Origin of the sequence: [Eubacterium] eligens ATCC 27750, assembly GCF_000146185.1 — a bacterium.
Classification (GTDB): domain Bacteria; phylum Bacillota; class Clostridia; order Lachnospirales; family Lachnospiraceae; genus Lachnospira; species Lachnospira eligens.
The window spans coordinates 602171-626744 of record NC_012780.1 but is presented as its reverse complement, the minus strand read 5'-3'; the positions used below and the strand labels follow the sequence as shown (position 1 = coordinate 626744).

Below are 24574 nucleotides of genomic sequence, written 5' to 3'. Positions count from 1 at the left end.
AGCACGTTCCAAATTCTAGTTTGTAGATGCAAATACATAGTAATTATGGTGTAGGGGACAAGGAATTGTTCCCTGCAAATCGGAATTTAATTTATACATTTGGATGTGGTAAACAATGAGAAAATGTGCAAAATGCGGAAAAGTTATGATGTCAGATTTAAGACTTAAAGTAAATGGTGGGGGCTATGGGATTGTTGTTCATGTAGATGAAAAACAAAAGGCAAAAATTATAGATGATGTAAAAGTTGCGGTCTGTCCAGAGTGTGGTAATATAGAAATGTATTTAGAAGATTTAACTAATTTGAAAGATTAAGCGATAACTTCCAGATGATAAAGCAGAAGTATAGGGTTTGATTCATATGATTTCAGTAAAAAAACAGAGAATTGCTGCTATTATGGTTTTAAGTTCCATCATGCTGATTTTACTTTTGTCGCTAAATTTCCGAATCTGGAGTGGATATTATGCAGAAGGGGATTTGGAAAGTATAGTCATACAGCAGATGGAATGCTTGGAAAAGTCAAATAGTGAAAACGATATAAGCGAAAGTATATGTTTGCATTTCTATGAGTGTATATGTTTCGGTGGAATAGAAATAATGGTGCTCTGGGTATATGATGGCTTTAAAGACCTCGGACAAGGTGAGTTTTCTTTCAGACCGGGAGTTACCCTTTGCAGTCTATCGGTTCGGATGGATGATTAAATACTTCTGATAATCAAATTTAAAATTTATTATCAGGAGGAACTTCGATGTATGTATTAAATGCAAATCATATTTCAAAAAGTTATAAAACTGCAGGAGAAACTATGCGGATTTTGCAGAATGTGAATCTGCAAGTTATGAAAGGAGAAATGGTTGCTATTATGGGACCATCCGGCAGTGGAAAGACTACTCTGCTCCATGTGCTGACCGGGGTTGACACACCGGACGATGGAGAAATCGTAATAGGAGGAGAAACGTTTTCAGAGCTTACGGAAGAAGAGAAGGCATTTTTTCGCAGAAAGCATATGGGAATGATTTTTCAGGATTTCCAGCTTTTGGAGAGTTTGACAGTAAAAGAAAATATATTGTTACCACTCATTCTTGAACGAAAAGAAGCAGACATCCAGCAAGAGCGTTTTTCAAGAATAGCGTATGTGCTCGGCATTGAAAAATTAGCTGACAAAGGAATTACGGAAATATCGGGAGGTCAGAAACAGAGAGTTGCGATTGGCAGGGCGCTGATCAATGAACCGGATATTATTTTTGGAGATGAGCCAACAGGAAGCCTTGACCGAAAGACCACCGGGGATGTGATGCGATGTATGAAACAGATGAATCAACGGTCTGGCATCAGCTTTCTGCTTGTAACACATGATGCTTATACGGCATCCTTTTGTGACCGGGTACTTTTTCTACAGGATGGGAATCTGGCAAAAGAAGTAAAGAAAGAGAACACTGCCGATAATTTCAGAGAAGATATATGGAAAACGCTGTGCGGTTTGGGAGGTGGAAAAGATGACCTTTTTTGATATTTCCCGAAAGATGCTGAAAGCTGGTTTTTACAAATATCGATTGTACTTTCTATGCAATTTATCTGCAACGGCATTATTCTGTTGTTTTGCAGTTATTTCCACAAACAGGACGTTTATGAATGCGTCGATTGTAAATTCATCAATATCCAATAACATTTATCTTCCATTTTTTCTGTCTGCAGTGTTTCTGTTTTTTTTTCTTCCTGTTTCGTGTCAGGCATTTCTGGCATCAAGAAAACAGGAATACGGCGTGATGTTTTCTCTTGGCATGAGCCGGAAGGAAGCGTTTAGAAACTTACTTTTTGAAAATGTGATCATATCCGTGCTGGCATTAGCAATAGCACTTGCGGCAGGAACTGTGCTGTCATTTTTATTTTTTTCCGTTATCATTTATGCAATAGATGTTCACGGAGTGCAATGGCAGTTTTGCCCGGAAGCATATAAGCTTACAGCAGTTCTATATACAGTAGTGGTGGCAGTTGCCTTTATCCTGAATGCCGGGAGACTTATGCTGGATAAAATTGGAACCCTGCTAAAAGCACAATATCGGGCAGAAAAAACAGGAAAGATCGGTACGTTCTTATGCAGACTTGCACCCAACTACATGAGGTTTCATCTGGTGGAATGGTCATTTGTCCGCAGACACAAGAAAGAATGGGGATGTAGGTATGTTTTAGCATCTCTCATAATAGCGGTATCTGTTATGCTTACGGGGGTATGTGTGACTTTATATCCGGCTTTTCTACAGGATGCAAAAAGTTATTCTCCCTATGACATGGTGTACTCAAAAATCTATGGAATGAATCAGGTTTCAGTACAGGATGTCCTTCATATATTGGAGAAAAATGGTGTTACTGTAGAACAGGTCATTCAGCTTCCCTATATCAGAGATGATGTTTTTAATTATCTTCCTGTGACAGAAATAAACCGGGATTTTGGATGTGATTATCAGATTCAGGAAGGCGAGTTTTTGAATTTGTTTCAGTACAATCTGGAAGATGGGTATGAACATAACATACAGCCAGTATCTACTGTAACGATTTCCGGGGACAGAAAGCTGCAGTCTGTTGGAACAGATGTAAAGATACTGTTTAATCAAAATCCGACCTTTGCAGATAAAACACTGATCATAAACGATTCTGATTTCGAAAAATTAAGTGCAGATATAACAGGTAGTGCTGGTATCGCAAACTTGTTTCAGTTTCAGAATTGGGAAGATTCTTATGCGGGAGTATGTGAAGTAAAAGAATATCTGCAGGAAAGCAATCAGTTGAATGAAGATGAGCAGACATATTATGAATTGTCTTCGAAAGTGGAGAAATACCAGGATGCAAAGAAATCAGGGCAATTTTTATTATTTTTGATGGCATTTGTGATAGGGCTTATGATAATGGCTGAGTTTCTGTTAATTCATTCACGTATCCAGGCAGAGAAGGAAGAAAATAGCAGGGTCGTTTGTAGTTTGCGAATGTTGGGAATGATAGACGAGGAAATGGTAAAGTGCCTATGCTATAAGAATTTTCTAAGATTTATACCGCCATCGGTTGTGGGAACAATCCTTTCTTTCCTGCCATCTTATTATCTGAATGAGAGTTATGGAATGGGGACGAATGGAATTCTGGCAGGAATCGTATTTGGAGTGATTTTGACAGTCGGAATATTCGTAGTGATACGCAGGTATTCTGAAAAAGAAGAAAAATTTTATGAAAGCGGTTTTATAATACAAGGAAGAGGATTTTTCGAGAGGATTTTTTGATTATAGATAAGTAGAAAAAGATTCAAATCCTGTTTATAATTAAAAGATAAAGATAGAGACAACTCGAAGTTTTTAGGGCTAAAGCCAATATAAATAATACTAGACAGGTTTGTCCAATAGCGTAAATACGGCATTTTCTCGCTTTGTGTCGTGTTATGTTTAGTAGAATAATATTACTCTGTCAATGAAAGGAGGAAACAGTATGGATCAGAAAAAGATTGGACGTTTCTTAAAAGAACTTAGGAAAGAAAAGGATATTACACAGGAACAGCTTGCCGAAAAGATAAAAGTTTCAGGCCGAACGGTTTCTAGATGGGAAACAGGTGTTTGAGTTATAATATGACCAAGTTAGATGAAACACAGTAAAATCAAGGGGTTATGCCTAATTTAGTCCTTATTTTTATACCAATTTAGCGGTAGATAAGGCAGCGCTGTTATATCAAAACCGAAAAACCAAGTCAGTATCACAGATGTCCGCAATCAGTCTGAGAGTGAATCTGTGTGCTTAGATTAGGTACAATTTTATATTAAAACATTTAGTGAGGACTAAATTAGCACTTGAGATGGAATATTCCATCAGCTGGTTTGGTCCTCTATTTATTTGAGAGGAGTGGTCGAATGGGCAAAGTGTTAATTTGGTTCGTAATCATTATTAGTACAGTGGTTCTCTACTGTCTTATGAAAGTTAAGGCAGAGAGTGATGAACTGTATTTAGATAAGGTTTTTTATGATGAAAACAGTATATCATATGCGTTCATGCATTGAAAATACTGTTCAGTTAAGAAATGCTGTATTTTTTTGGTGCACTAATGCGTAGAAAGCAGGTGTATGATGAGTTCAAATCATTTTTTTGTGTATGACAAAAAGACAGATTGCATATCTGCCTCATAATGCAGTATAATGGTAACGAAATTTATGCAACCCGATACATGAAATCCCTATTTCTCTTTGGACGGAGGGGGGATAGGATATTTTCGATTGTACCTGACAGGTGTCAGATACTTTTGTATGAGAAGCATGGTCTCTGTTTCGTTACCACTGTGTTTGAGATACGCCCTGCATATGTTTGCTGCGATGGCGAAATTAATTTTATAGACGTGTTTGGCATTTTTAGATTTTTTTACCATAGCGTGAGAAGTCACTAATTCACAGAAATTATACAGAATCATATGGGCATTGATTTCCTGAAGGATTCCATCATATTTGCTGCTGTGCCAGTTGATCAGACCGATGGTGTATTTGAGTTCACGGAAGCTTGTTTCCTCGCTCCAGCGCATCAGGTAAAGTTTATTGATTTCTTCCAGAGGAAATTCTTCTGAAAGATTGGTGGCAATACAGATATAGGTTCCATTATCAAGGTGAACACGTACAATACGGAATTCAATATCGTAATACATGCAGTTTTCATCAAGAAAATCAAAATCGGTAGAAGGCTGAAGTATGGTATAGGTGTTAGGATTCCCCAGTGTTTCTTTCGTATGGCGTCTGGTAAGTGTTGTCCTTATATGAGTATCAAATTCGCTGTCAGGCAAATCATAAGAGGAAAGGATACCATTACTGTTGATATCCTTCATGCGGATAACGAAATACATTCCCTTCCAGATCAGGTGTGCAAAGGTATTAAAACTTTCGTAACCACTGTCTGCCATAAGGATGGTATTATTACAATACTTATGAAAAACATCAGATCAGTGCAGTAGATATGAATATAGAAAATCTGGATAGTGATAAAATGATTTGTTATCCAGTAATTCAAGGAGAACGAATCAACTATCAAAATAAATAATGTTTTGAAATCAGGGATGAGGTAGAAAGGAAAGTTCCATGACAAAAGATGAAGTAAAAAAACTCAGGATGAACAGTCCGGAATCACTACAGTTTTTAAATAATGCTACAAAATTTTATAATTTAATGATGATGTATCGTTGTGCTATTCGGGAGATACAAACTAAACTTGAGGTTTTGGATGATGAATTTTCAGTTGAGAACAATCGAAATCCTATTTCTTTTATAAAAACAAGAATTAAGCAGCCCAATAGTATTTACGATAAACTGCAGAAGATGGGATATGAATTTACAACAGAAAATATACAGACATATCTCAATGATGTAGCAGGCGTTAGAATAGTTTGTGCGTTTATTGACGATATTTATATGATATCAGATTTGATTACCCAACAGGATGATATTAAAGTTATTGAAATAAAAGATTATATAAAAAATCCAAAATCGAATGGTTATCGAAGCTATCATATGATTGTTGAAATACCAGTATTTTTTGCTAAGGGTAAAACACCTATGCGTGTAGAATTACAGATTCGAACCAATGGTATGGATTTCTGGGCAACATTGGAACATCAACTTCGCTATAAAAAAGGAATTGAAGAAATGCCTGGCTATGATGAGATAAGTGAAGAATTACTTCATTCTGCAAGAGCAATCATTGAAGCAGATAATGAAATGCAGAGAATAAAAGACAAAATTGGTATGTTCTACGAAATTTAGGGAGAAAACTGAGCAAGTAGGAAGGTGGAATATATATGAAACAAGATACTTTAGAGGGCAAAGCAAAAACAAAAAATGGGGTAAAACGGCTGTGTTTTTCCATAATCTGCATTCTTCTGGAAGTGATTTTTATTATTACTATCGTAACACGCTTGAATGAATATGCAGAAATCATAAATTTATTTACAAGGATTTTGAGTGGGATCTTGGTTTTGGGATTGTACGCATCAAATAAGACATCCTCTATGAAAATGCCTTGGGTCATCTTAATTCTAATTTTCCCAATTATGGGTGTAGGCCTGTATTTGCTGATTGGTTTGAATGGTGGCACACATAAAATGCGTGAGCGATATGCAGAAATTGATAGCAAATTGTTACCAATGCTTCCGGACAGTCAGGAGTGTTTGAGCAGAATAAAAGAAACAATTCCGAAAGCAGGAAATATAGCAAGTTACATACAAAGAAATTCGCAGTATCCAATCTATCAGAATACGGATATTGTGTATTTTGATGAAGCAGTGAAAGGATTAGAGGCACAGCTTAAGGATTTGGAGAAAGCACAGAAGTTTATCTTTATGGAATATCATGCGATAGAAGACGCTGAAGCATGGCATAAGATTCAAGATGTTCTGGAAGAGCGAGTAAAAGCAGGTGTGGAAGTTAGAGTACTCTACGATGATATGGGTTCTATAGGCTTTATTAACACAGATTTTGTGAAAAAGATGGAGGCAATAGGAATTCATTGCCGTGTATTCAATCCGTTTATGCCAGGTTTAAATCTGTTTTTGAACAATCGTGATCATAGAAAAATAACAGTTATTGATGGAAAAGTCGGATTTACAGGTGGATATAATCTAGCAAACGAATATTTTAATTACACACACCCGTATGGACAGTGGAAAGATACAGGTATTCGTTTAGAAGGAGATGCTGTTCAGTCGCTTACGGTGACATTTTTGGAAATGTGGAATGCAGTAAGTGCTAAGGATGCTAATGATCCTGATTTTAGTAAATACCTTTTCCACTATGATTATGCGGCACAGCAAACTGGGTTTGTTCAACCTTATGCAGACAGCCCTATGGATAATGAACAAGTAGGAGAAGAAGTTTATATCAGTATGATAAATAAAGCTGAAAAATATTGTTGGTTTATGACTCCATATCTAATCATAACAGATGAAATGACGCATGCGTTATGTCTGGCTGCTAAGCGAGGGGTAGACGTAAGAATTATCACACCTGGTATCCCTGATAAAAAATTCATTTATAATATAACTCGTTCTTTTTATCATGGATTAGTTAAACATGGTGTTCGTGTTTATGAGTGGACTCCTGGTTTCTGTCATGCGAAAATGAGTGTGGCAGATGACTGTATGGCAACTTGTGGAACAATTAATTTGGATTATCGAAGTTTATATCACCATTTTGAAAACGGCTGTTTTATGGCAGATTGTCAGGCAGTTGTGGATATAAAAAATGATCTGATAAGAACGATGGGAGAATGTCGTGATGTGACAGACCAATATCAAACCGGACGAAGTGCATATTTGCGACTGGGACAATTATTTATGAGATTATTTGCTGGATTGCTATAAGAATCTGATGAAACGACCTTTCAAAAAACAGTTGATTTAGAAGTTAACTGTTTTTGAAAGGCCGTTTTTGCTATATCTAACAGTCTGTTGTACAAAGAAGATTTTGCATGGATGAAAAAACAAACCTTATTGAGGTTAAATTGAGTTTTCCATTGTATTGTATTGCTAATGAATAAGAATAAGAACAGACAATGCTGAATGCTCTGGAAACAAGAATATCTGAGTATAGTATGTAAGTTCGTAACAGAATGAAAGGAGCGATTCAAATGAGCAATTTGGAAAATTATATGAAACGGCAAGCAATTTTTTGTGAACAAAATGATAGCATTAGTAAGAATCTGTATTCAGAGTATGGTGTAAAAAGAGGCTTACGAGATGAAAAAGGCCAAGGTGTGTTGACGGGGCTTACAAATATTTCTGATATAAAAGCTTTTGAATATCATGATGGAGTAAAGAGTCCATGTGATGGCGAGTTATCTTATCGTGGTTATAATATAAAAGATTTAGTAACAGGAAGTAAAGGAAAAAGGTTTGTCTTTGAAGAAGGAGCATATCTTCTTTTATTCGGAGAATTGCCAACTGATACACAGTTAATGGAATTTCAGGGAAGACTATCTGATTGTATGGAACTACCGACTAACTTTACCAGAGATGTCATTATGAAAGCACCTACATCAGATATTATGGGTTCTATGACTCGAAGTATTCTTACATTGGGCTCTTACGATAAGGAGAAAGAAAGTCTTGAAATTCCGAATGTGCTAAGGCAGAGTATGCAGTTGATCGCAGTATTTCCTATGTTAGCAGTATATGCATACCATGCTTATTGTCATTATGAAAAAAACGAAAGTATGTATATTCATAGACCTGAAAAAGATTTATCTATTGCTGAAAATTTCCTGCGCCTATTAAGACCAGATACAAAATTCACAGAACTGGAAGCAAGAGTACTGGATATAGCATTATTGTTACATATGGAACATGGTGGTGGTAACAATTCTACATTCACTACACGAGTAGTAACATCTTCAGGTTCAGATACTTATTCTGTTATTTCAGCAGCAATGTCATCCTTAAAAGGAAAAAAACATGGCGGTGCAAATCTGATGGTAATGAATATGATGGATGATATTAAAAGTCATGTGAAAGATTATGAAGACGAAGAGGAAATTGCATCATATCTGAGTAAGATTTTGAAGAAAGAGGCGTTTGATCAGAAGGGACTTATTTATGGAATGGGACATGCTGTATATTCTATTTCCGATCCGAGAGAAAGGGTGTTCAAAGGCTTTGTAGAACAACTCGCAAGGGATAAAGGACGTGAGAAAGATATGACCCTTTATAACAATATTGAGAAGATTGCACCTAAATTGATTGCAAAGCAGCGTCAGATATTCAAAGGAGTAAGTCCTAATATAGATTTCTATAGTGGTTTTGTGTATGACATGTTGAATATTCCAAGAGAATTGTACACGCCATTATTTGCGATAGCAAGAATTGCTGGTTGGAGTGCACATCGCCTGGAAGAATTGATAACTACAGATAAGATCATTCGCCCGGCATATAAGAGTCTAGTCAGCAAAAAAGAATATATAGAAAGAGAGGAACGATAATATGGGAGCAGGAACCAGTGCAGAGGAGTTTTTTTTAAAGAGCATCAATGTTGAAAGCATATTTGAATTTGTCGAAAGAACAGATTATTTGTTCCTTTATAGTATAAAGGAATGTGTTGAAAAATCAGACTGTCATGAAGGAGTATATCTTTCAGAAGTGGCAGAATACATGAAATTATCGATTCCAGAAACATCTAAGATGGTAAAAAGTCTTGAAAATAAAGGATATATTATCTGGAAATTAGATGAGAAAAAAGAAAGAACGTACCTTGTTTTGACGAACAAGGCAATTGAATTAAGTAATTGTCAGAAAGAAAAAATGATAGAAGCTTATGAAAAAATCATATCGAATATACAAGAAGATGACCTGGCAGTTACACGATGTACATTGAGAAAAATCCGACAGCTTATGGAAGAAATAAAATAGTGATTAATAAAACGGAGTAAGAAAAGCTCATTCATATATTAGAATAAAAATATGACTGTTTCTTTAAAAAGAAGCCTGTCATATTTTTTTATGAAAAATAAATTTTGTTGAGGTTAAATTGAGATTGACTTTGTATTGTATAAGTATGAAATAAAAAGGAATCAGGTGATGTACAATGAAAAAGTATAAAATATGTGAAATCCTTCTTGTTATACTGGCAATTTTTTTATGTGTGGCTTTTTATGAATTGATCGGAATCTGCGTTGCATATAAAAAGCAGCCGGAAGTGTCCAATACAACCAAAAAAGAAACAAAAAATGGGTCATGGAACGAATGCAGTGAAAATACAGAACGGGCAGTAATCATAGAAAAGAATCCAGAAGCGCTTTTACAAAGAGTGCGTTTGATCAAGAATGCAAAAAAGGAAATTATTCTTTCTACTTTTGCATTTAAATCCGATGAAAGTGGAAAATTGATTTTAGGAGCACTGCATGATGCGGCAGACAGAGGTGTACATATTCGTCTGTTAGTAGATGGAATGGAGAGCTGGATTGATATGGAAGGAAATCCGTATTTCTATGGATTATCTTCCCATGAGAATGTTGAAATTAAACTGTATAATAAGGCCAATCCGTTGAAACCATGGAAAATGATGGGTAGAATGCATGATAAATATTTGATTGCAGATGGTAAGACATATATTCTTGGCGGAAGAAATACATACAATTATTTCCTGGGTGATTTTCCGGGACATAAGAACTATGACAGAGACGTGTTAGTGGTTTGCGATGAACCTGAGAAAGAAAATTCAGTTAACCAGTTGTTAGAGTATTTTGAAACGATATGGGAACAAGAAGACAGTGGTTATTTTCATGACAATAAAAAACTGGCAAATAGAAAATCTGTAAAGAACGCAGTTTTAGAGCTGCAGAACGGCTATCAGAAATATTTTGAAGAGAATAAGGAAAGAATCTGCGATACCGATTACACGGACGAAACTTTTGAGACAGAAAAGATTGCATTAGTGTCAAATCCTATTCACACAGGTTCCAAAGAACCAGTAGTGTGGTATCAATTGGGAGAATTGATGAAAAATGCAAAAAATCGTGTGAAGATCCACACGCCATATATTATCTGTAATGATATGATGTATAATACATGGGAGGAGATTGCAGAGAACGTTTCAGATTTTTCTATCATGACAAATTCAGTTGCGAATAATGGGAATCCATTTGGGGCTGCCGATTATGCGAAAAACAGAAATAGAATCTTAAGTACAGGAATTAATATCTGGGAATATGAAGGCGGTTATTCATACCACGGAAAAAGTATTCTGATTGACGATGATCTGTCTGTAATCGGTTCCTTTAATATGGACATGAGAAGTGCATATCTGGATACGGAACTGATGCTTGTAATTCGCAGTAAAGATATTAATAAACAGTTGGAAGAGGGCATGATGGAATATGAAAGAGTGTCCCGACAGGTATTGGAAGATGGAACCTATCGTGATCCGTATCATGTAGAGCCAATTGAATTGACAAAGAAGCGTCAGAGAAAAATATTTTTGGTACAGCATCTGCTTGGATGGGCAAGGTATCTGTTTTAATAAGGAGGAAGGAAAACGTGTTTCAAATATTGATTGTAGAAGATGATAAAGAATTAAGCCAGCTATTCCAAAAAGTGCTTGAGAAGAATGGATATCAAGTCAAAAGTGCATCGGATGGAGCACAGGCATTAGAAGTATTGGATAAGGAATATATTGATCTGATCATTTCTGATATTATGATGCCGGTTATGGATGGCTATGAACTGGTGTCAGAACTTCGTTCAGCAGGATATCAGATACCAGTGCTTATGATCACTGCGAAAGGTTCCTTTGATGATATGCGCCAGGGATTTCTTTCGGGAAGTGACGATTATATGGTAAAACCGGTAAATGTGAATGAAATGGTTTTAAGAGTCGGAGCACTGCTTCGCCGTGCACAGATACTGAATGAACACAAAATTGTGATCGGTTCAACAGAGTTTGATTATGATGCAATGACGGTTACAACTGATAAGGAAAGTCTTGTTTTGCCTAAAAAAGAATTCCTGCTTTTATATAAGCTTGCAGCTTCGCCAGACAGAACATTTACAAAACAACAGTTGATGGATGAAGTATGGGGATACGAGACGGAGGCAGACCCACATACGATAGAGGTACATATAGGAAGAATCAGAGAGCGTTTTAAAGATAACCCTGATTTTGAAATCGTAACAATGCGTGGAATTGGATACAAGGTGGTGAAAAAATAATGGAACAAAAGAAAGAAAAAGGATTGCGGATCCGATCCTGTCTGACTGGTGCAATCTGGCTGGCACTTGTATTTTCAACAGTTATATCTGCTTTATTATTTGCTATTTTGAATCATTTTTTTAATCTGCCGGGCAGTATACCTGTGCTTGGCTGGCTTTTGATTTTCAATACATTGATTGCAGGGCTGATCACTTCCTTTATTAATGCAAAGTTACTGGAACCAATTACTAGGCTTAGTAAAGCAATGAAGGAAGTTTCTCGGGGAGATTTTGAACAGCATTTGGAAACGAACAGCCGTATAGCAGAAGTTGGAGAATCTTATCAAAGTTTTAACGTTATGACAAAAGAACTTCGTGCAACAGAGGTGCTGCAGATGGATTTTGTATCTAATGTTTCTCATGAGTTTAAGACCCCGATTAATGCCATTGAAGGATATACAATGCTGCTTCAGGGAGAAGAACTGTCTCCGGATCAAGAGGAATATGTAGAAAAAATCTTATTTAACACCCAAAGACTTTCCGGATTGGTTGGAAATATTTTGCTGTTATCCAAGTTAGAGAATCAGAATATACCAATGAAAAAAACAGAATATCGTCTGGATGAACAGATCCGCCAGGCATTTCTTTCATTGGAAACAAAATGGACAGAAAAAGAAATTGGTTTTCAGGTAGAGCTGGAGGAAGTTAAATATACTGGGAATGAAGGACTTTTTATGCATATCTGGATAAATCTTTTGGATAATGCGATTAAGTTCAGCCCATCAAAGGGGACAATTACGATGTTTCTGAAACAAGAACAGGATTCTGTTAAGTTCATTCTGGAAGATGAAGGACCAGGAATAGAGGATGATGTAAAATCCAGAATATTTGACAAGTTCTATCAGGTAGATGGATCTCATAAAGCAGAAGGAAATGGCCTAGGTCTTGCACTTGTAAAACGGATTGTAGATAGTGCCGGAGGAACAATCAAAGCAGAAAACCGTGAATATGGTGGATGCAGATTTGTTGTAGAGCTTCCAATACAGAAAGATGAGGCCATATAAGTTTAAGAAAAACAGATAGAGGAGGAATTACATGACATTTTATCAGGAATTGCAGTTAAATCAGGCAGGTTCTAAAAATCTGTTGAAAAAGAGTGAAACAGTGAAAGAAAAATCATATCATATACTGGTATATTTGGTAAAGATAGCTGTTACAATGGCATTTTGTTTTTTATTTGTTACTATTTTCAGTATCTTATTTGGAAATGAGAATAGTATTGTGGGTGTAGTAGTTTTATTATGCCTTATGGTATTTCGGAATGCGGATCTGGGGATCCACACCGGACAATCTACGATGCTTTTGGCTTTGTTCTTTGTAATTATGACTGTATGTCCGCATTTAGCAAATCAGTTTTCACCGGTATTGGGAATGCTGTTAAATATTGCGGCACTGGCTGTGTTGATTCTGTTCGGATGCCATAATCCATTCATGTTTAATCAATCTACATTGGTTCTTGGGTATCTACTGCTATATGGTTATGATGTTACGGGAAAAAGCTATCAGATGCGATTAGTCGGAATGGCTTTAGGTGCAGCACTTACCTGCTTCGTATTTTATCGAAATCATAAAAACAGAACTTATAAAAGAAATCTGAAAGATCTGATACAAGAATTTGATATCACTTCTTCCAGAACAAAATGGCAGATATGTCAGATTTTATGCGTGCCGATTGTCCTTTGCATTGCAGAACTTTGTAATATGCCACGTGCAATGTGGGCTGGTATTGCAGCCATGTCCGCGATTTTGCCATTTATGGAAGATATGCACTACAGAGTCCGTAAAAGGATTGTCGGAAATATTGCAGGTGTTATATGTTTTACAGTGTTATATTTTCTGCTTCCTTCGTCAATCTATGCATATATAGGAATTCTTGGAGGAATCGGTGTAGGATTTTCAGCACAATATGGCTGGCAGGCAGTATTTAACACATTTGGTGCTTTAGCCATTGCTGCAGAGACTTATGGACTACAAGGAGCGGTTAGTCTTAGAGTGATTCAAAATGTTTTTGGTGTTGTGTTTGCTTTAGCATTTTGTGTTATATTTTATTGGTTTATGTCTAAAAAAAAGGAAAGTGATGTGATCGTACATGCAGAGTGAAGTGAATCAGGAAGAAAATTTGAATAGAATTATTACGGTTCCTAATCTTCTTTCTTTTTTTCGGCTTTGTCTGATTCCGGTAATTATATGGAGTTATTGTGTAAAGAAAAATCCTCTGTTAGCTGGTGAAATCTTATTGCTGTCTGGTCTTACGGATCTTGCTGATGGATATATCGCAAGAAGATTCCATAGGATTAGTAATTTAGGAAAAATACTTGATCCGGTGGCTGATAAGCTGACACAGGCAGCGATGTTAATCTGTCTGTTTACTCGTTTTCCGCATATGCTTCTTTTAATCGTAATAATGGCAGGTAAGGAACTGTATATGGTAGTCAGTGGATGTCTTATGATACGAAAGACAGGAAAAGTACATGGTGCAGACTGGCATGGAAAGATAGTAACCTTTTTATTATATGGAACTGCAGCGGTTCATATTATATGGTTCCAAATTACACCGATGGTATCAGATCTGTTGATTGGTTTGTGCGCTATAATGATGGTCATATCGGTCGCTCTGTATGTTATCCAGAATACCAGGACTCTTAAGGGAGAGACGGTATAAGCAATTTTATATTGCAATGACTAGAAAAATATTTAGGAGAAGATAGATATAAACAGTAAGTCAAACACACAAACTATGGAGTCTTTAGTCGGTTTAATAAAATTTTAGATAGAAAATAAATCATTCAATGTCATTTAGATAAGGTTTTTTATGACAAAAAGACAGATTGCTTATCTGCCTTATAATGCAGTAGAATGGTAGTCAGACAGTTTTGGATATAAGAGATGATCTTGGAGCAACAATGAATGAATGCAGGGAAGTGACCGAAAAGTACCGCACAGGACGGAGTGCATATTTACGGATCGGACAGTTGTTTATGAGATTGTTTGCAGGACTATTATAGCAGAAAGAAGAGGTGTTCGATATGTGTACAGCAGCAACTTACAAAACAAAAGATTTTTATATGGGCAGAACGCTTGATTATGAATTTTCCTATGGGGAACAGATCACGATAACGCCAAGAAATTACGAATTTGATTTCCGGTTTGCCGGGAAGATAAAAAGCCATTATGCTTTGATCGGAATGGCATTTGTTGCAGAAGGTTATCCGCTTTATTATGATGCTGTTAATGAAAAAGGCCTTGGAATGGCAGGTCTTAATTTTGTCGGCAATGCGGCATATGAAGAGGCTTTGCCGGAAGATGAAACAGAAGTCAGCCAGGTGGCACAGTTCGAGTTCATCCCATGGATCCTTACACAGTGTGCTACTGTAGCAGAGGCGAGAGAGAAGCTGGCAGCAATGAGACTGACAGGTACAGCATTCAGTGAACAGCTGCCGACAGCACAGCTTCACTGGATCATTGCAGACAAAGACTCCTGTATCGTTGTTGAGTCTATGAAGGATGGGCTGCATGTATATGATAATCCGGTAGGAGTGCTTACCAATAATCCACCATTCCCGAGTCAGATGTTTGCACTGAATAATTATGCCGGAGTATCCAGAAAACAGCCGGAGAGTACTTTTGCAGGAGTATTACAGCTTGATGCATATAGCAGAGGAATGGGTGGAATGGGAATACCTGGAGATCTTTCCAGCCAGTCAAGATTTGTGAAAGTTGCCTTTACAAAATTAAATTCGATCTCCGGTGAAGAAGAGGATGAGAGTGTAAGCCAGTTCTTCCATATCTTAGGATCCGTAGATCAGCAGCGTGGATGCTGTGAGGTGACAGAAGGCAAATATGAGATCACGATATACACGTCCTGTTGTAATACAGCAAAAGGTATTTATTATTATACGACTTATGATAATCATCAGATCACAGCGGTTGACATGCATGCGGAAAATCTGGATTCAGATCAGCTGATCTGTTATCCGCTTCTGTCCAAGGGCGAAGTCAGATGGCAGAATAAATAATACGAAAATGCACGGAGAAAGCATAACGCAGAACAACAGGAGGAAAGACCATGAAAGAAGTTAAAACACCGAAAAAACCACTGGCATATTATTATGGGATTGTGTTAATAGTGCTGATCGTATTTAATCTGGTTGTCACACCAATCCTTATGGAGCATCAGGTAAAGGAAACGGATTATGGAACTTTTATGAGCATGATCGAGAAGAAGAATATCGGTGAAGTAGAAGTTAAGGACAATCAGATCATCTTTACAGATAAAGATCAAAAAAATATTTATAAAACAGGTCTGATGAACGATCCGAACCTGACGGACAGGCTATATGAATGTGGAGCAGTATTCGCAAAAGATATCGATAAGCAGATGTCACCGATCATCAGCTTCCTGCTGACCGGGGTTTTGCCATTGATCCTTTTTATAGCACTGGGAAATTATATGGCGAAGAAACTGATGGAGCATGCCGGAGGAAAAAATTCGATGGCTTTTGGAATGGGAAAAAGCAATGCGAAGATTTATGTGCAATCCAGTGAGGGAATCCGTTTTTCAGACGTTGCAGGAGAAGATGAGGCGAAAGAAAACCTTTCAGAGATCGTTGATTATCTTCACAATCCGAAGAAGTATACCGATGTAGGTGCGTCTATGCCAAAAGGTGTCCTTCTTGTAGGACCTCCGGGAACTGGTAAAACAATGCTTGCAAAAGCAGTTGCAGGTGAATCAAATGTACCATTTTTCTCAATGTCCGGATCAGAATTCGTAGAGATGTTTGTCGGTATGGGAGCTTCCAAGGTTCGAGATCTTTTCAGACAGGCAAAGGAAAAGGCACCATGTATCGTGTTTATTGATGAAATTGATGCCATTGGTAAAAAGCGTGACGGACAAATGGGCGGAAATGATGAGAGGGAGCAGACCTTAAATCAGCTTCTTACAGAGATGGATGGATTTGAAGGAAATAATGGTGTCATCATTCTTGCTGCAACGAACCGTCCGGAGTCGTTAGATCCGGCACTTACACGTCCGGGACGTTTTGACAGACGTGTGCCGGTTGAACTGCCGGATCTTGCAGGCCGTGAAGCAATTTTAAAGGTTCATGCAAAGAAGATAAAAGCATCTGATGATGTTGACCTGCATACGATTGCACGTATGGCATCGGGGGCATCCGGTGCGGAGCTTGCCAATATTATAAATGAAGCAGCATTACGTGCTGTCCGTAGTGGAAGGACCGTTGTAAATGAATCTGATCTCGAAGAAAGTATAGAAGTGGTTATTGCAGGATATCAGAAGAAGAATGCGGTTCTTTCAGATCAAGAGAAGAAGGTTGTTGCATATCATGAGATCGGACACGCTCTGGTAGCTGCATTACAGAGTCATTCAGCACCGGTCCAGAAGATTACAATCATCCCGCGTACCTCAGGTGCACTCGGCTACACTATGCAGGTTGAGCAGGGTGATAAATATCTGATGACGAAAAAAGAACTTGAGAATAAGATTGCTACATTTACAGGCGGACGTGCGGCAGAGGAGATCGTATTTGGTGAGATCACGACCGGAGCCTCCAATGATATCGAACAGGCAACAAAAATTGCAAGAGCGATGATCACCCGCTACGGCATGACAGATGAATTCGACATGGTGGCAATGGAAAACGTGACCAACCAGTATCTTGGCGGCGATACGTCTCTTTCCTGTTCTGCAGATACACAGAAGGAAATTGATGAAAAAGTCGTGCATCTCGTAAAAGCAGAGCATGAAAAAGCAAGAAAAATCCTTGCTGAAAACAGGGAAAAACTGGACGAACTGGCTATGTACCTGTATGAGAAGGAAACAATTACAGGTGACGAATTTATGGATATTTTAGACAGAAAATAATGTAGTTAATTAGATAATCAATGTCATTTAGATAAGAAAAATAGTTAGTAGTTCTGAAAAATGGAATTATTTTATATAAAGGAGCGGACAAATTCAAGTTTGCAAAACTGACCAAAAATACAAACAGTTCGTAAAATATGTATTTTAAGGGGGATTACGAAAAATTATACCATTTTGTGCAAATCCACATATTTAATAGAAAGATTCACATAAAGATTATTGAGAATACAGTATTGTGTCCTTAGAAAAAAGTACTATATTAAATTAGTCTGATGAATTCGGACTTGAGTATAAATAATAAGATAAAGTCCATATAATGGTGTAAATTACAAATTTATATAAAAAAGAGCCGAGAGCTCATCTTTCAGTTATAATTAAGTTACCACACAAAAACATAATTGAAAGGATGAAACTCATGGCTCAATTACATTTTACATTAGATAGTGATTTTTTTGTAGGACTTTTTTCAGAAACTAAGGATGAAGCTTTTGGCAAACTTATGGAAGCTTTACTTAATCAGGTTCTTCAGGCTGAATCTACTGAACAGCTTGGAGCAAGTAATTACGAACGATCTCAAGAACGTTCTGATTATAGAAATGGAGTTAGGACAAGAACATTAACCACCCGTATTGGAAAGATTGAATTACAGGTTCCAAGACATCGTAATGTTCCATTTAAAACTTCCTTGTTCGAAAATTATCAGCGTAATGAACAGGCTTTAATTACAACAATGATGGAAATGGTTGTGCAAGGCGTATCAACCAGAAATATAAAAAAAGTAACTGAAGAGCTTTGTGGAGAATCTTTTTCAAAATCTGCTGTTTCTGAAATCTGCAAGGAACTAGATGTCCCTGTTAAGCATTTCAAGGAGCGCTTATTGCCGGAACACTATCCGTTTATTATTGTTGATGCGATATATTTAAAAGCTCGTGAAGATCATCGTGTTAAATCAAAAGCGTTGTTTGTTGCAATTGGAATAAACAATACCGGGCACAAAGAAGTCCTGGGATTTGAAGTTTATGATTCAGAGAAAGTGAACACCTGGAGAGACTTTTTTGAAAATCTTAAAAGTCGCGGTTTGCGCGGTGTAGATATTGTAATATCTGACGCACACGCGGGGCTTGTTGAAGCAATAAAGGAGAGTTTCTCTGGCTCTTCATGGCAGCGATGTCAGGCTCACTTTACAAGAAACATCATAAATAAGTGTCCTAAAAAATACAGCACTGGTTTAGCTTCTGAGTTACGAGACATGTTTAACGCAGCTACTATTGAAGAGGCCCGTCGTTTAAAAGAATCTATATACGATGAATATCAGGATGTTGCAAATGAAGCAATGACTGTCCTTGATGAAGGATTTGAAGATAGTATTACCATCATGGCACTTCCCTCAAAATATCGTATAGCATTAAGAACCAGCAACATAATAGAACGCGAGAACAGAGAAATCAGAAGACGCGAAAAAGTTATTCAGATTTTTCCAAATACAGAATCTATTATTAGATTAATTGGTGCAGTCCTTCAAGATGATCATAATGAATGGAGTGTAGGTCATAAAATCTTTGATATGAAAGAGTACTATGATAAACTAAGCTCCATTCAGTCAAATCTTTTGAAGATAAAAGTAGCGTAGATAAAACCACATAACTGAAAGATGAATTTACACACAAATTTGGACTTGACTAATAATAATATGATTAAAGAGTCAAAAGGTATCATAAGATAGGAGGAAATAACAAATTATGTCTTCAAAAAAAGGTGCGATGAAAAAGAAATTGGAAAACATGCATTTGGGTAAAAGAATCAACTATGGTTACAAAATGGTTATTACCATGATGCTTATTTCGGGACTGCTTTCGATTGCGGTCATTGGTGTGTTGTTTTTCAATATGTTAAACTATGTAAACAAGGTAAATGCTTCTGATCAGGCGGTTAAGGTATGTAGAATAAATGTAACTTCAGCGGCAAGAAATGTAAGAGAGATGGCACTTAATCCTGACCAGTCTACGTATGAAGATTATGAGCAGGGTGCAAAAACTTTGCTCGAGGATATTGATGTGCAGTTAAAAACAATAAAAAAATCAGGTGTTGTTCCGGAGAATCAGTATAATGAATATTCAAAGGCTCTTTCTGACTGGGCGAATACCGGATACTCAATCATGGATAAGATTAAAGCCGGACAGAAGGATGGGGCTGTTGATCAGATTATCAATGAGTGTACACCAAAGTTAAATAAAACTGTTGAGCTTGCAAAGGAAATCGACAAGCTGACTGACGAAAGAAGCCTTCAGGCAGTTGTAAGTACATACGTATGTGCTGCAGTCGGACTCATAGTCATCATTATCTGTCTGACATGTGCATGGCGGTTGACAAAGAGAACAGGAAAGATCGTGCTTGATACAATCCTTGAGCCGTTACATGCAATCGAGGATGTGGCAAAGGAGCTGACAGAAGGAAATCTTCACAGCACACTTGAGTACCATTCAGAGGATGAAATCGGTAGATTGGCACACAGCATGAGAAAGTCTATCCGTATTCTCGGCTCATATGTGGATGATATAGACAGGTCGATGAAGCTCTTTGCGGACGGACATTTTGATGCACAGCCGGAAGTAGAGTGGAAAGGCGATTTTGTAGGTATTTTAAATTCATTTATGGAATTTGAAAAAAGTATGGCAGTCACCATAAAGGGAATCCAGCATGTATCAAGCGAGGTTTCAAGTGCGGCAGAGCAGGTAGCTGCAAGCTCAAATGACCTTGCAGACGGTGCAACCAATCAGGCTGCGGTTGTAGAGGAACTGACAGCGACAGTTGCGGGAGTTTCAGAACAGGTGGAGCAGAATTCAAAGAGTGCAAAGGAAATCAGTGGAAAAGTGGACGAACTTGGAGGTGCAATTTGGGAAAGCAATGGAAAGATGCAGGAGATGGTTGCATCTATGCATGAAATAAACGAAGCCTCTAAACAGATAGATCAGATTATATCAACTATTAATGATATTGCATCACAGACCAACCTGCTCGCATTAAATGCTTCTATTGAGGCGGCAAGGGCAGGGGAGGCAGGAAAAGGCTTTGCGGTTGTGGCAAATCAGGTAAATATTCTTGCCGATCAAAGTGCACAGGCTGTAAAGGAATCAGCTGCGCTTATAGAGGCATCTGTGCAGGCTGTTGAAAAAGGCATGAATATTGCAGAGCAGACAGCCTCACAGCTTGAAGAAGTAGCAGAGAACTCTAAGGTGATTACAAAAGAGGTGATTAATATAGCTGATACACTTGAGACCCAGACCAGTGAGATCAAGCAGATTAACGAAGGAATTGAGCAGATCAATGATGTTGTACAGACCAATTCAGCAACATCACAGGAGTGTGCGGCTGCGAGCCAGCAGATGAGCAGTGAATCAGAAAATCTGAGTGAAATGATAGCGAAATTCAAAATCTCAGACATTGAAGAGTAATACAATGGAAGGTGAATTTTGATGATGGCTTTTGATGCATATAAAATACTTGACGAGCGGGAAGCAGGAAGTATGATTGACTTAATTGCACCTTGTATGGATGATTATCTGTATATTATAGATTTGAAGAATGATACACTGAGGATATCACAGTCAGCGGTAGAGCGTTTTATGCTTCCTGATAAATTTATGAATAAGGAAACAATTACAGGTGACGAATTTATGGATATTTTAGACAGAAAATAATGTAGTTAATTAGATAATCAATGTCATTTAGATAAGAAAAATAGTTAGTAGTTCTGAAAAATGGAATTATTTTATATAAAGGAGCGGACAAATTCTCATTTACAGGGAGCGGAAGATTGAGCTGGATAAAATACCCAGCTCAATCTTCCACATGGAATACATCTTCGACCAGCATATTAAAGTACTTTGATATCCGCAGCATAAATTCGGCAGATGGGGTGCTGTCCCCACGTTCTATCCTGCCGACAGTTTTGGTGCTGTATCCGATAGCAGCGGCAAGGTCATCCTGGTAAATGCCACGCTGTTCCTGGATTTCTCTGATATTATTAGTAACCGCCATAAAAATCCCTTCTTTCAGTTCTATAGATATTTTCTTATTTTCAATTATGCAAAATAATGTGTCCAATAAAAAGGACTTGCAATTTTATCAGCAATGTCCTGTGATAGCAGAAGCATTAGATTTTTCAAGAACTTTTCCAAATATGTCTAAGCGGTCGTTTTCTCCAACCTTGATAGGTGCATACTTTTCATTAAGCGAGATAAGGGAAATTCCGTCTTTATCGTTTTGTAATTTCTTGATGTAGGCTTCTCCGTTTAGAGCGAAGATGCCGATTTCTCCATTAGCAACAGATTCCTGTTGTAATACCCATGCAATCTGACCATCGTGGAATTCAGGTTCCATACTGTCACCACTAATGCGAACACCGAAAGTAGTATCTTCCGGCAGGATAGATTCATCTATGCGTACAGTCTCTTTCGGTCCGTCTACAAGGAAGTTACCGGTTCCGGCTGATACGGCATTTTCAAAAATATCAATGCTACGGAATGGAATTATCTTAGCAGTCTGCTTTTCATACATGCCGGATGCATTTCCATATCAGAGCCATTGGAAGATGGAAGAATGTCACAGTGCCTACTGGGAGCTGGTCCCAACAATTGACCACATCATTCCTATTGCCATTGGAGGAGAGGATAACCTGTCTAATTATGCGACAACGTCTATGTTTCACAATTCAGTTAAGAGTAACTGGACAATAGAGCAGCTAAACTGGAAACTGTATCCTGCAGGAGATATTAATGAGTATGACGGGCTTACTGATCTTTTTGTGAAACTTACAGAAAACGACCTTGAGCTTTTTGATGACCCATACATAAAACGCTGGTATAAGTTATCTGTGGGAATGAAATAGAGACAGTTCCTAAATGTATATAACAATTGATTGTAAATGAAAGAGATAAGAGTATGCATATATATGTAGATGCTGACGCATGCCCTGTGATTGGGATAGTTGAAAGAATAGCTAAGAGTCATAATATTGCCGTAACGCTTTTGTGTGATACTAATCATTATCTTACATCAGACTATTCAGAAGTGGTATATGTGGGTGCCGGAGCTGATGCAGTTGATTTTAAGTTAATAAGCCTTTGTGAAAAAGGAGATTTAGTAGTTACGCAGGACTATGGTGTAGCTGCCATGGCATTAAGTAAGGGTGCATATGCCATTCATCAGTCCGGGAAATGGTATACAAATGAAAATATTGATCTTATGTTAATGGAGAGACATATAAGTAAGAAGGCAAGGCGGGCAAGCAGTAAAAACCACATGAAAGGTCCAAGAAAAAGAAGTGATAAGGATGATTATAACTTTGAAGTCTCTTTTGAGAGACTAGTGGAAAAGCTGCTACAGGAAAATGCAGGAAAAGATTAATAAATTTTGGAGGAAACTATTGTGAATATACAGATATTTGGAACTAAGAAATGCAATGATACAAAGAAGGCAGAGCGTTTCTTTAAGGAAAGAGGCATAAAGTACCAGTTTATAGATATGAAGGAAAAAGGAATGAGCAAGGGGGAGTTTAATTCTGTGGCTCAGGTTAATGGCGGGTTACAGGGAATGATTAACTGGGATGGAAAAGACAAAGATCTGCTTGCGCTTATAAAATACACAGCTGATGAAGATAAACTTGAAAAGGTAATGGAAAATCCTTCAGTTATTAAGACTCCTGTTGTAAGAAATGGAAAAGCATCAACACTCGGATACCAGCCGGATGTCTGGAAGAACTGGAGTTAAATAAAAATTAGGAGACAGATATATGAATTTTGAATTAGCATGCCTGGAGGATTTTAATGAGATAGAAAATCTCTATTGGGATTTAATAGATAAAAGCAAAGAAGAACCTTCTTTTCCTGACTGGGAAAAGGGTGTACATCCTTCAGCAGATTTTTTAATGGCTGGTATTGTTCAGAAAGAGTTGTTCGTATTAAGAGATGAAGGAATTATTAAGGCGTGTGCCATAGTTAACAGTAATTCTAATAAAGAGTATAAAAGGGTAGCGTGGAAAGTAAATGAAAGGGATAATAATGTATGGATAATCCATGCTCTTGCAGTGCGATATGAGTACCGCGGTATGGGTCTTGCTACTCAATTTGTAAAAAACTTAATATCATATGCTAAGTTAGAAAACATTGAAGCCATTCATCTTGATGTAATAGATAAGAACACACTAGCTGACAAGTTATATATCAGAGCTGGCTTTAAATATGTAAGTACTGAAAACATTTTTTATGAGGTAGTTGGAAACAGGCAGTTTAGAATGTATGAGTATGTGATAGAGTAGAAAGTATTAGAAATACGCATATAATGTGCAGTATCTGCCTTACAGCTATAAAAGAAAACTAAAGGGGGATAACAATGGGATTAACGGACACAAGCAAATTTTTAAGTCTTATTTTGCGGCACAAGCCGGAAACAATAGAAATCAAGCTTGATGAGCATGGCTGGGCAGATGTATCTGAGTTAATATCAGGTATAAGCAAAACAAGACCATTTGATATGAAGATGCTTGAAGAAATTGTAAGAACCGACAACAAGCAGCGGTATTCATTTAATGAAGATAAGACCTTGATCAGAGCGAACCAGGGACATTCAATACCTGTTGATGTTGAACTTGAAAAGAAAACTCCTCCAGAGTTTCTTTACCATGGAACGGGAGAGAAGTCTGTTGCATCGATAGATAAAGAAGGATTACTTTCTAAGAGCAGGTTATATGTTCATTTATCAAAGGATACTGATACAGCAGTTAAGGTAGGCAGCAGGCACGGAAAGCCTATGGTGTATAGGGTGGCAGCCGGAAAGATGGCAGATGACGGATATGAGTTTTTCTTATCTGTAAATGGAGTATGGCTTACGAAGGCTGTTCCGGCAGAGTATTTAAGCAAAATATTGTAATATATGGATAAGAACTAAAT

At 37.5% G+C, this 24574-nt stretch carries 27 protein-coding genes and 2 pseudogenes; 26 read left to right on the top strand and 3 right to left on the bottom strand.

Annotation, left to right across the window (positions count from 1 at the left end; all coding sequences use genetic code 11):
* The first annotated feature begins 115 nt into the window (after nucleotides 1-115).
* From EUBELI_RS13445 to EUBELI_RS14520, 6 genes and pseudogenes are all read left to right on the top strand, one after another.
* Nucleotides 116-313 carry a nucleic acid-binding protein gene (locus EUBELI_RS13445; protein WP_041689007.1) on the top strand — a complete coding sequence of 66 codons (198 nt, stop codon included), beginning with the start codon at nucleotides 116-118 and terminating at the stop codon, nucleotides 311-313.
* A 46-nt stretch (nucleotides 314-359) separates the two neighbouring features.
* The gene (locus EUBELI_RS13440; protein WP_012740935.1) at nucleotides 360-701 is read left to right on the top strand and encodes a hypothetical protein; all 342 of its coding nucleotides are present in this window, start codon (nucleotides 360-362) and stop codon (nucleotides 699-701) included.
* Nucleotides 702-748: 47 nt separating this feature from the next.
* Entirely contained in the window at nucleotides 749-1510 is a 762-nt protein-coding gene (locus EUBELI_RS13435) for an ABC transporter ATP-binding protein (RefSeq protein WP_012740934.1), read from the top strand.
* Nucleotides 1497-3269: an FtsX-like permease family protein gene (locus tag EUBELI_RS13430; RefSeq protein WP_012740933.1), complete on the top strand. Its 1773-nt coding sequence runs from the start codon at nucleotides 1497-1499 to the stop codon at nucleotides 3267-3269. The genes EUBELI_RS13435 and EUBELI_RS13430 overlap by 14 nt, the downstream gene beginning before the upstream one ends.
* 202 nt (nucleotides 3270-3471) lie before the next feature.
* Nucleotides 3472-3597, top strand: a pseudogene (locus EUBELI_RS13425) (helix-turn-helix transcriptional regulator); the annotation flags it as partial.
* A gap of 290 nt (nucleotides 3598-3887) precedes the next feature.
* Entirely contained in the window at nucleotides 3888-4034 is a 147-nt protein-coding gene (locus EUBELI_RS14520) for a hypothetical protein (protein ID WP_012740931.1), read from the top strand.
* Nucleotides 4035-4207: 173 nt separating this feature from the next.
* Here the strand turns inward: EUBELI_RS14520 and EUBELI_RS13420 are convergent, their stop codons facing one another.
* A complete protein-coding gene (locus EUBELI_RS13420; protein WP_012740930.1) occupies nucleotides 4208-4918 on the bottom strand; it encodes a transposase in 711 nt (236 codons plus the stop codon).
* Nucleotides 4919-4920: 2 nt separating this feature from the next.
* On the opposite strand from EUBELI_RS13420, the pseudogene EUBELI_RS14905 reads away from it, so the two are divergent.
* The 15 genes and pseudogenes from EUBELI_RS14905 to EUBELI_RS13350 form a co-directional block, all read left to right on the top strand.
* Nucleotides 4921-5055, top strand: a pseudogene (locus tag EUBELI_RS14905) (linear amide C-N hydrolase); the annotation flags it as partial.
* 38 nt (nucleotides 5056-5093) lie between these two features.
* A complete protein-coding gene (locus tag EUBELI_RS13415) occupies nucleotides 5094-5774 on the top strand; it encodes a GTP pyrophosphokinase (protein WP_012740929.1) in 681 nt (226 codons plus the stop codon).
* A gap of 35 nt (nucleotides 5775-5809) precedes the next feature.
* Nucleotides 5810-7369 carry a cardiolipin synthase gene (gene cls, locus EUBELI_RS13410; protein ID WP_012740928.1) on the top strand — a complete coding sequence of 520 codons (1560 nt, stop codon included), beginning with the start codon at nucleotides 5810-5812 and terminating at the stop codon, nucleotides 7367-7369.
* 248 nt (nucleotides 7370-7617) lie between these two features.
* The gene (locus tag EUBELI_RS13405; RefSeq protein WP_012740927.1) at nucleotides 7618-8982 is read left to right on the top strand and encodes a citrate/2-methylcitrate synthase; all 1365 of its coding nucleotides are present in this window, start codon (nucleotides 7618-7620) and stop codon (nucleotides 8980-8982) included.
* A gap of 1 nt (nucleotide 8983) precedes the next feature.
* Nucleotides 8984-9409: a MarR family winged helix-turn-helix transcriptional regulator gene (locus EUBELI_RS13400; protein ID WP_006858455.1), complete on the top strand. Its 426-nt coding sequence runs from the start codon at nucleotides 8984-8986 to the stop codon at nucleotides 9407-9409.
* A 175-nt stretch (nucleotides 9410-9584) separates the two neighbouring features.
* Nucleotides 9585-11018: a phospholipase D family protein gene (locus EUBELI_RS13395; RefSeq protein ID WP_012740926.1), complete on the top strand. Its 1434-nt coding sequence runs from the start codon at nucleotides 9585-9587 to the stop codon at nucleotides 11016-11018.
* A complete protein-coding gene (locus EUBELI_RS13390; protein ID WP_012740925.1) occupies nucleotides 10997-11707 on the top strand; it encodes a response regulator transcription factor in 711 nt (236 codons plus the stop codon). Before EUBELI_RS13395 ends, EUBELI_RS13390 begins: the two co-directional genes overlap by 22 nt.
* A complete protein-coding gene (locus EUBELI_RS13385; RefSeq protein WP_012740924.1) occupies nucleotides 11707-12750 on the top strand; it encodes a HAMP domain-containing sensor histidine kinase in 1044 nt (347 codons plus the stop codon). Before EUBELI_RS13390 ends, EUBELI_RS13385 begins: the two co-directional genes overlap by 1 nt.
* A gap of 31 nt (nucleotides 12751-12781) precedes the next feature.
* A complete protein-coding gene (locus tag EUBELI_RS13380) occupies nucleotides 12782-13846 on the top strand; it encodes an FUSC family protein (RefSeq protein WP_012740923.1) in 1065 nt (354 codons plus the stop codon).
* Complete coding sequence (locus tag EUBELI_RS13375; protein WP_012740922.1) at nucleotides 13836-14408, top strand: CDP-alcohol phosphatidyltransferase family protein; 573 nt, start codon at nucleotides 13836-13838, stop codon at nucleotides 14406-14408. The genes EUBELI_RS13380 and EUBELI_RS13375 overlap by 11 nt, the downstream gene beginning before the upstream one ends.
* Nucleotides 14409-14772: 364 nt before the next feature.
* Nucleotides 14773-15762, top strand: a complete 990-nt coding sequence (gene bsh / locus EUBELI_RS13370; RefSeq protein WP_008396540.1) for a choloylglycine hydrolase — start codon at nucleotides 14773-14775, stop codon at nucleotides 15760-15762.
* 50 nt (nucleotides 15763-15812) lie between these two features.
* On the top strand, nucleotides 15813-17627 hold the full coding sequence (ftsH, locus tag EUBELI_RS13365; protein ID WP_012740920.1) for an ATP-dependent zinc metalloprotease FtsH: 1815 nt from the start codon (nucleotides 15813-15815) through the stop codon (nucleotides 17625-17627).
* A 415-nt stretch (nucleotides 17628-18042) separates the two neighbouring features.
* Nucleotides 18043-19257 (top strand): IS256 family transposase, encoded by a 1215-nt coding sequence (locus EUBELI_RS13360; RefSeq protein ID WP_041687873.1) that lies wholly within the window; start codon nucleotides 18043-18045, stop codon nucleotides 19255-19257.
* Between the two features lie 109 nt (nucleotides 19258-19366).
* Nucleotides 19367-21079 (top strand): methyl-accepting chemotaxis protein, encoded by a 1713-nt coding sequence (locus EUBELI_RS13355; protein ID WP_012740919.1) that lies wholly within the window; start codon nucleotides 19367-19369, stop codon nucleotides 21077-21079.
* A 21-nt stretch (nucleotides 21080-21100) separates the two neighbouring features.
* Entirely contained in the window at nucleotides 21101-21325 is a 225-nt protein-coding gene (locus tag EUBELI_RS13350; RefSeq protein WP_012740918.1) for a hypothetical protein, read from the top strand.
* 139 nt (nucleotides 21326-21464) lie between these two features.
* On the opposite strand, the gene EUBELI_RS13345 is transcribed toward EUBELI_RS13350, so the two are convergent.
* Together EUBELI_RS13345 and EUBELI_RS13340 are read right to left on the bottom strand one after the other, a co-directional pair.
* The gene (locus EUBELI_RS13345) at nucleotides 21465-21665 is read right to left on the bottom strand and encodes a helix-turn-helix transcriptional regulator (protein ID WP_041689003.1); all 201 of its coding nucleotides are present in this window, start codon (nucleotides 21663-21665) and stop codon (nucleotides 21465-21467) included.
* Between the two features lie 87 nt (nucleotides 21666-21752).
* On the bottom strand, nucleotides 21753-22184 hold the full coding sequence (locus EUBELI_RS13340; RefSeq protein ID WP_012740916.1) for a S24 family peptidase: 432 nt from the start codon (nucleotides 22182-22184) through the stop codon (nucleotides 21753-21755).
* Here EUBELI_RS13340 and EUBELI_RS13335 point away from each other — a divergent pair.
* The 5 genes from EUBELI_RS13335 to EUBELI_RS13315 all read left to right on the top strand — a co-directional run bounded on the left by EUBELI_RS13335 (nucleotide 22183) and on the right by EUBELI_RS13315 (nucleotide 24554).
* On the top strand, nucleotides 22183-22515 hold the full coding sequence (locus EUBELI_RS13335) for an HNH endonuclease (RefSeq protein WP_012740915.1): 333 nt from the start codon (nucleotides 22183-22185) through the stop codon (nucleotides 22513-22515). The genes EUBELI_RS13340 and EUBELI_RS13335 overlap by 2 nt on opposite strands.
* 53 nt (nucleotides 22516-22568) lie before the next feature.
* Nucleotides 22569-23033 carry a YaiI/YqxD family protein gene (locus EUBELI_RS13330; protein ID WP_012740914.1) on the top strand — a complete coding sequence of 155 codons (465 nt, stop codon included), beginning with the start codon at nucleotides 22569-22571 and terminating at the stop codon, nucleotides 23031-23033.
* 21 nt (nucleotides 23034-23054) lie between these two features.
* Nucleotides 23055-23396 (top strand): arsenate reductase family protein, encoded by a 342-nt coding sequence (locus EUBELI_RS13325; RefSeq protein ID WP_041689001.1) that lies wholly within the window; start codon nucleotides 23055-23057, stop codon nucleotides 23394-23396.
* 22 nt (nucleotides 23397-23418) lie between these two features.
* On the top strand, nucleotides 23419-23943 hold the full coding sequence (locus EUBELI_RS13320; protein ID WP_012740912.1) for a GNAT family N-acetyltransferase: 525 nt from the start codon (nucleotides 23419-23421) through the stop codon (nucleotides 23941-23943).
* Between the two features lie 74 nt (nucleotides 23944-24017).
* Nucleotides 24018-24554: an RNA 2'-phosphotransferase gene (locus EUBELI_RS13315; protein WP_012740911.1), complete on the top strand. Its 537-nt coding sequence runs from the start codon at nucleotides 24018-24020 to the stop codon at nucleotides 24552-24554.
* Nucleotides 24555-24574 lie beyond the last annotated feature (20 nt).

Coding starts and splice junctions, on each gene's coding strand:
- EUBELI_RS13445 (WP_041689007.1), top strand. CDS start 116: ATGAGAAAATGTGCAAAATGCGGAAAAGTTATGATGTCAGATTTAAGA.
- EUBELI_RS13440 (WP_012740935.1), top strand. CDS start 360: ATGATTTCAGTAAAAAAACAGAGAATTGCTGCTATTATGGTTTTAAGT.
- EUBELI_RS13435 (WP_012740934.1), top strand. CDS start 749: ATGTATGTATTAAATGCAAATCATATTTCAAAAAGTTATAAAACTGCA.
- EUBELI_RS13430 (WP_012740933.1), top strand. CDS start 1,497: ATGACCTTTTTTGATATTTCCCGAAAGATGCTGAAAGCTGGTTTTTAC.
- EUBELI_RS14520 (WP_012740931.1), top strand. CDS start 3,888: ATGGGCAAAGTGTTAATTTGGTTCGTAATCATTATTAGTACAGTGGTT.
- EUBELI_RS13420 (WP_012740930.1), bottom strand. CDS start 4,918: ATGGCAGACAGTGGTTACGAAAGTTTTAATACCTTTGCACACCTGATC.
- EUBELI_RS13415 (WP_012740929.1), top strand. CDS start 5,094: ATGACAAAAGATGAAGTAAAAAAACTCAGGATGAACAGTCCGGAATCA.
- cls (WP_012740928.1), top strand. CDS start 5,810: ATGAAACAAGATACTTTAGAGGGCAAAGCAAAAACAAAAAATGGGGTA.
- EUBELI_RS13405 (WP_012740927.1), top strand. CDS start 7,618: ATGAAAGGAGCGATTCAAATGAGCAATTTGGAAAATTATATGAAACGG.
- EUBELI_RS13400 (WP_006858455.1), top strand. CDS start 8,984: ATGGGAGCAGGAACCAGTGCAGAGGAGTTTTTTTTAAAGAGCATCAAT.
- EUBELI_RS13395 (WP_012740926.1), top strand. CDS start 9,585: ATGAAAAAGTATAAAATATGTGAAATCCTTCTTGTTATACTGGCAATT.
- EUBELI_RS13390 (WP_012740925.1), top strand. CDS start 10,997: ATGGGCAAGGTATCTGTTTTAATAAGGAGGAAGGAAAACGTGTTTCAA.
- EUBELI_RS13385 (WP_012740924.1), top strand. CDS start 11,707: ATGGAACAAAAGAAAGAAAAAGGATTGCGGATCCGATCCTGTCTGACT.
- EUBELI_RS13380 (WP_012740923.1), top strand. CDS start 12,782: ATGACATTTTATCAGGAATTGCAGTTAAATCAGGCAGGTTCTAAAAAT.
- EUBELI_RS13375 (WP_012740922.1), top strand. CDS start 13,836: ATGCAGAGTGAAGTGAATCAGGAAGAAAATTTGAATAGAATTATTACG.
- bsh (WP_008396540.1), top strand. CDS start 14,773: ATGTGTACAGCAGCAACTTACAAAACAAAAGATTTTTATATGGGCAGA.
- ftsH (WP_012740920.1), top strand. CDS start 15,813: ATGAAAGAAGTTAAAACACCGAAAAAACCACTGGCATATTATTATGGG.
- EUBELI_RS13360 (WP_041687873.1), top strand. CDS start 18,043: ATGGCTCAATTACATTTTACATTAGATAGTGATTTTTTTGTAGGACTT.
- EUBELI_RS13355 (WP_012740919.1), top strand. CDS start 19,367: ATGTCTTCAAAAAAAGGTGCGATGAAAAAGAAATTGGAAAACATGCAT.
- EUBELI_RS13350 (WP_012740918.1), top strand. CDS start 21,101: ATGATGGCTTTTGATGCATATAAAATACTTGACGAGCGGGAAGCAGGA.
- EUBELI_RS13345 (WP_041689003.1), bottom strand. CDS start 21,665: ATGGCGGTTACTAATAATATCAGAGAAATCCAGGAACAGCGTGGCATT.
- EUBELI_RS13335 (WP_012740915.1), top strand. CDS start 22,183: ATGCCGGATGCATTTCCATATCAGAGCCATTGGAAGATGGAAGAATGT.
- EUBELI_RS13340 (WP_012740916.1), bottom strand. CDS start 22,184: ATGTATGAAAAGCAGACTGCTAAGATAATTCCATTCCGTAGCATTGAT.
- EUBELI_RS13330 (WP_012740914.1), top strand. CDS start 22,569: ATGCATATATATGTAGATGCTGACGCATGCCCTGTGATTGGGATAGTT.
- EUBELI_RS13320 (WP_012740912.1), top strand. CDS start 23,419: ATGAATTTTGAATTAGCATGCCTGGAGGATTTTAATGAGATAGAAAAT.
- EUBELI_RS13315 (WP_012740911.1), top strand. CDS start 24,018: ATGGGATTAACGGACACAAGCAAATTTTTAAGTCTTATTTTGCGGCAC.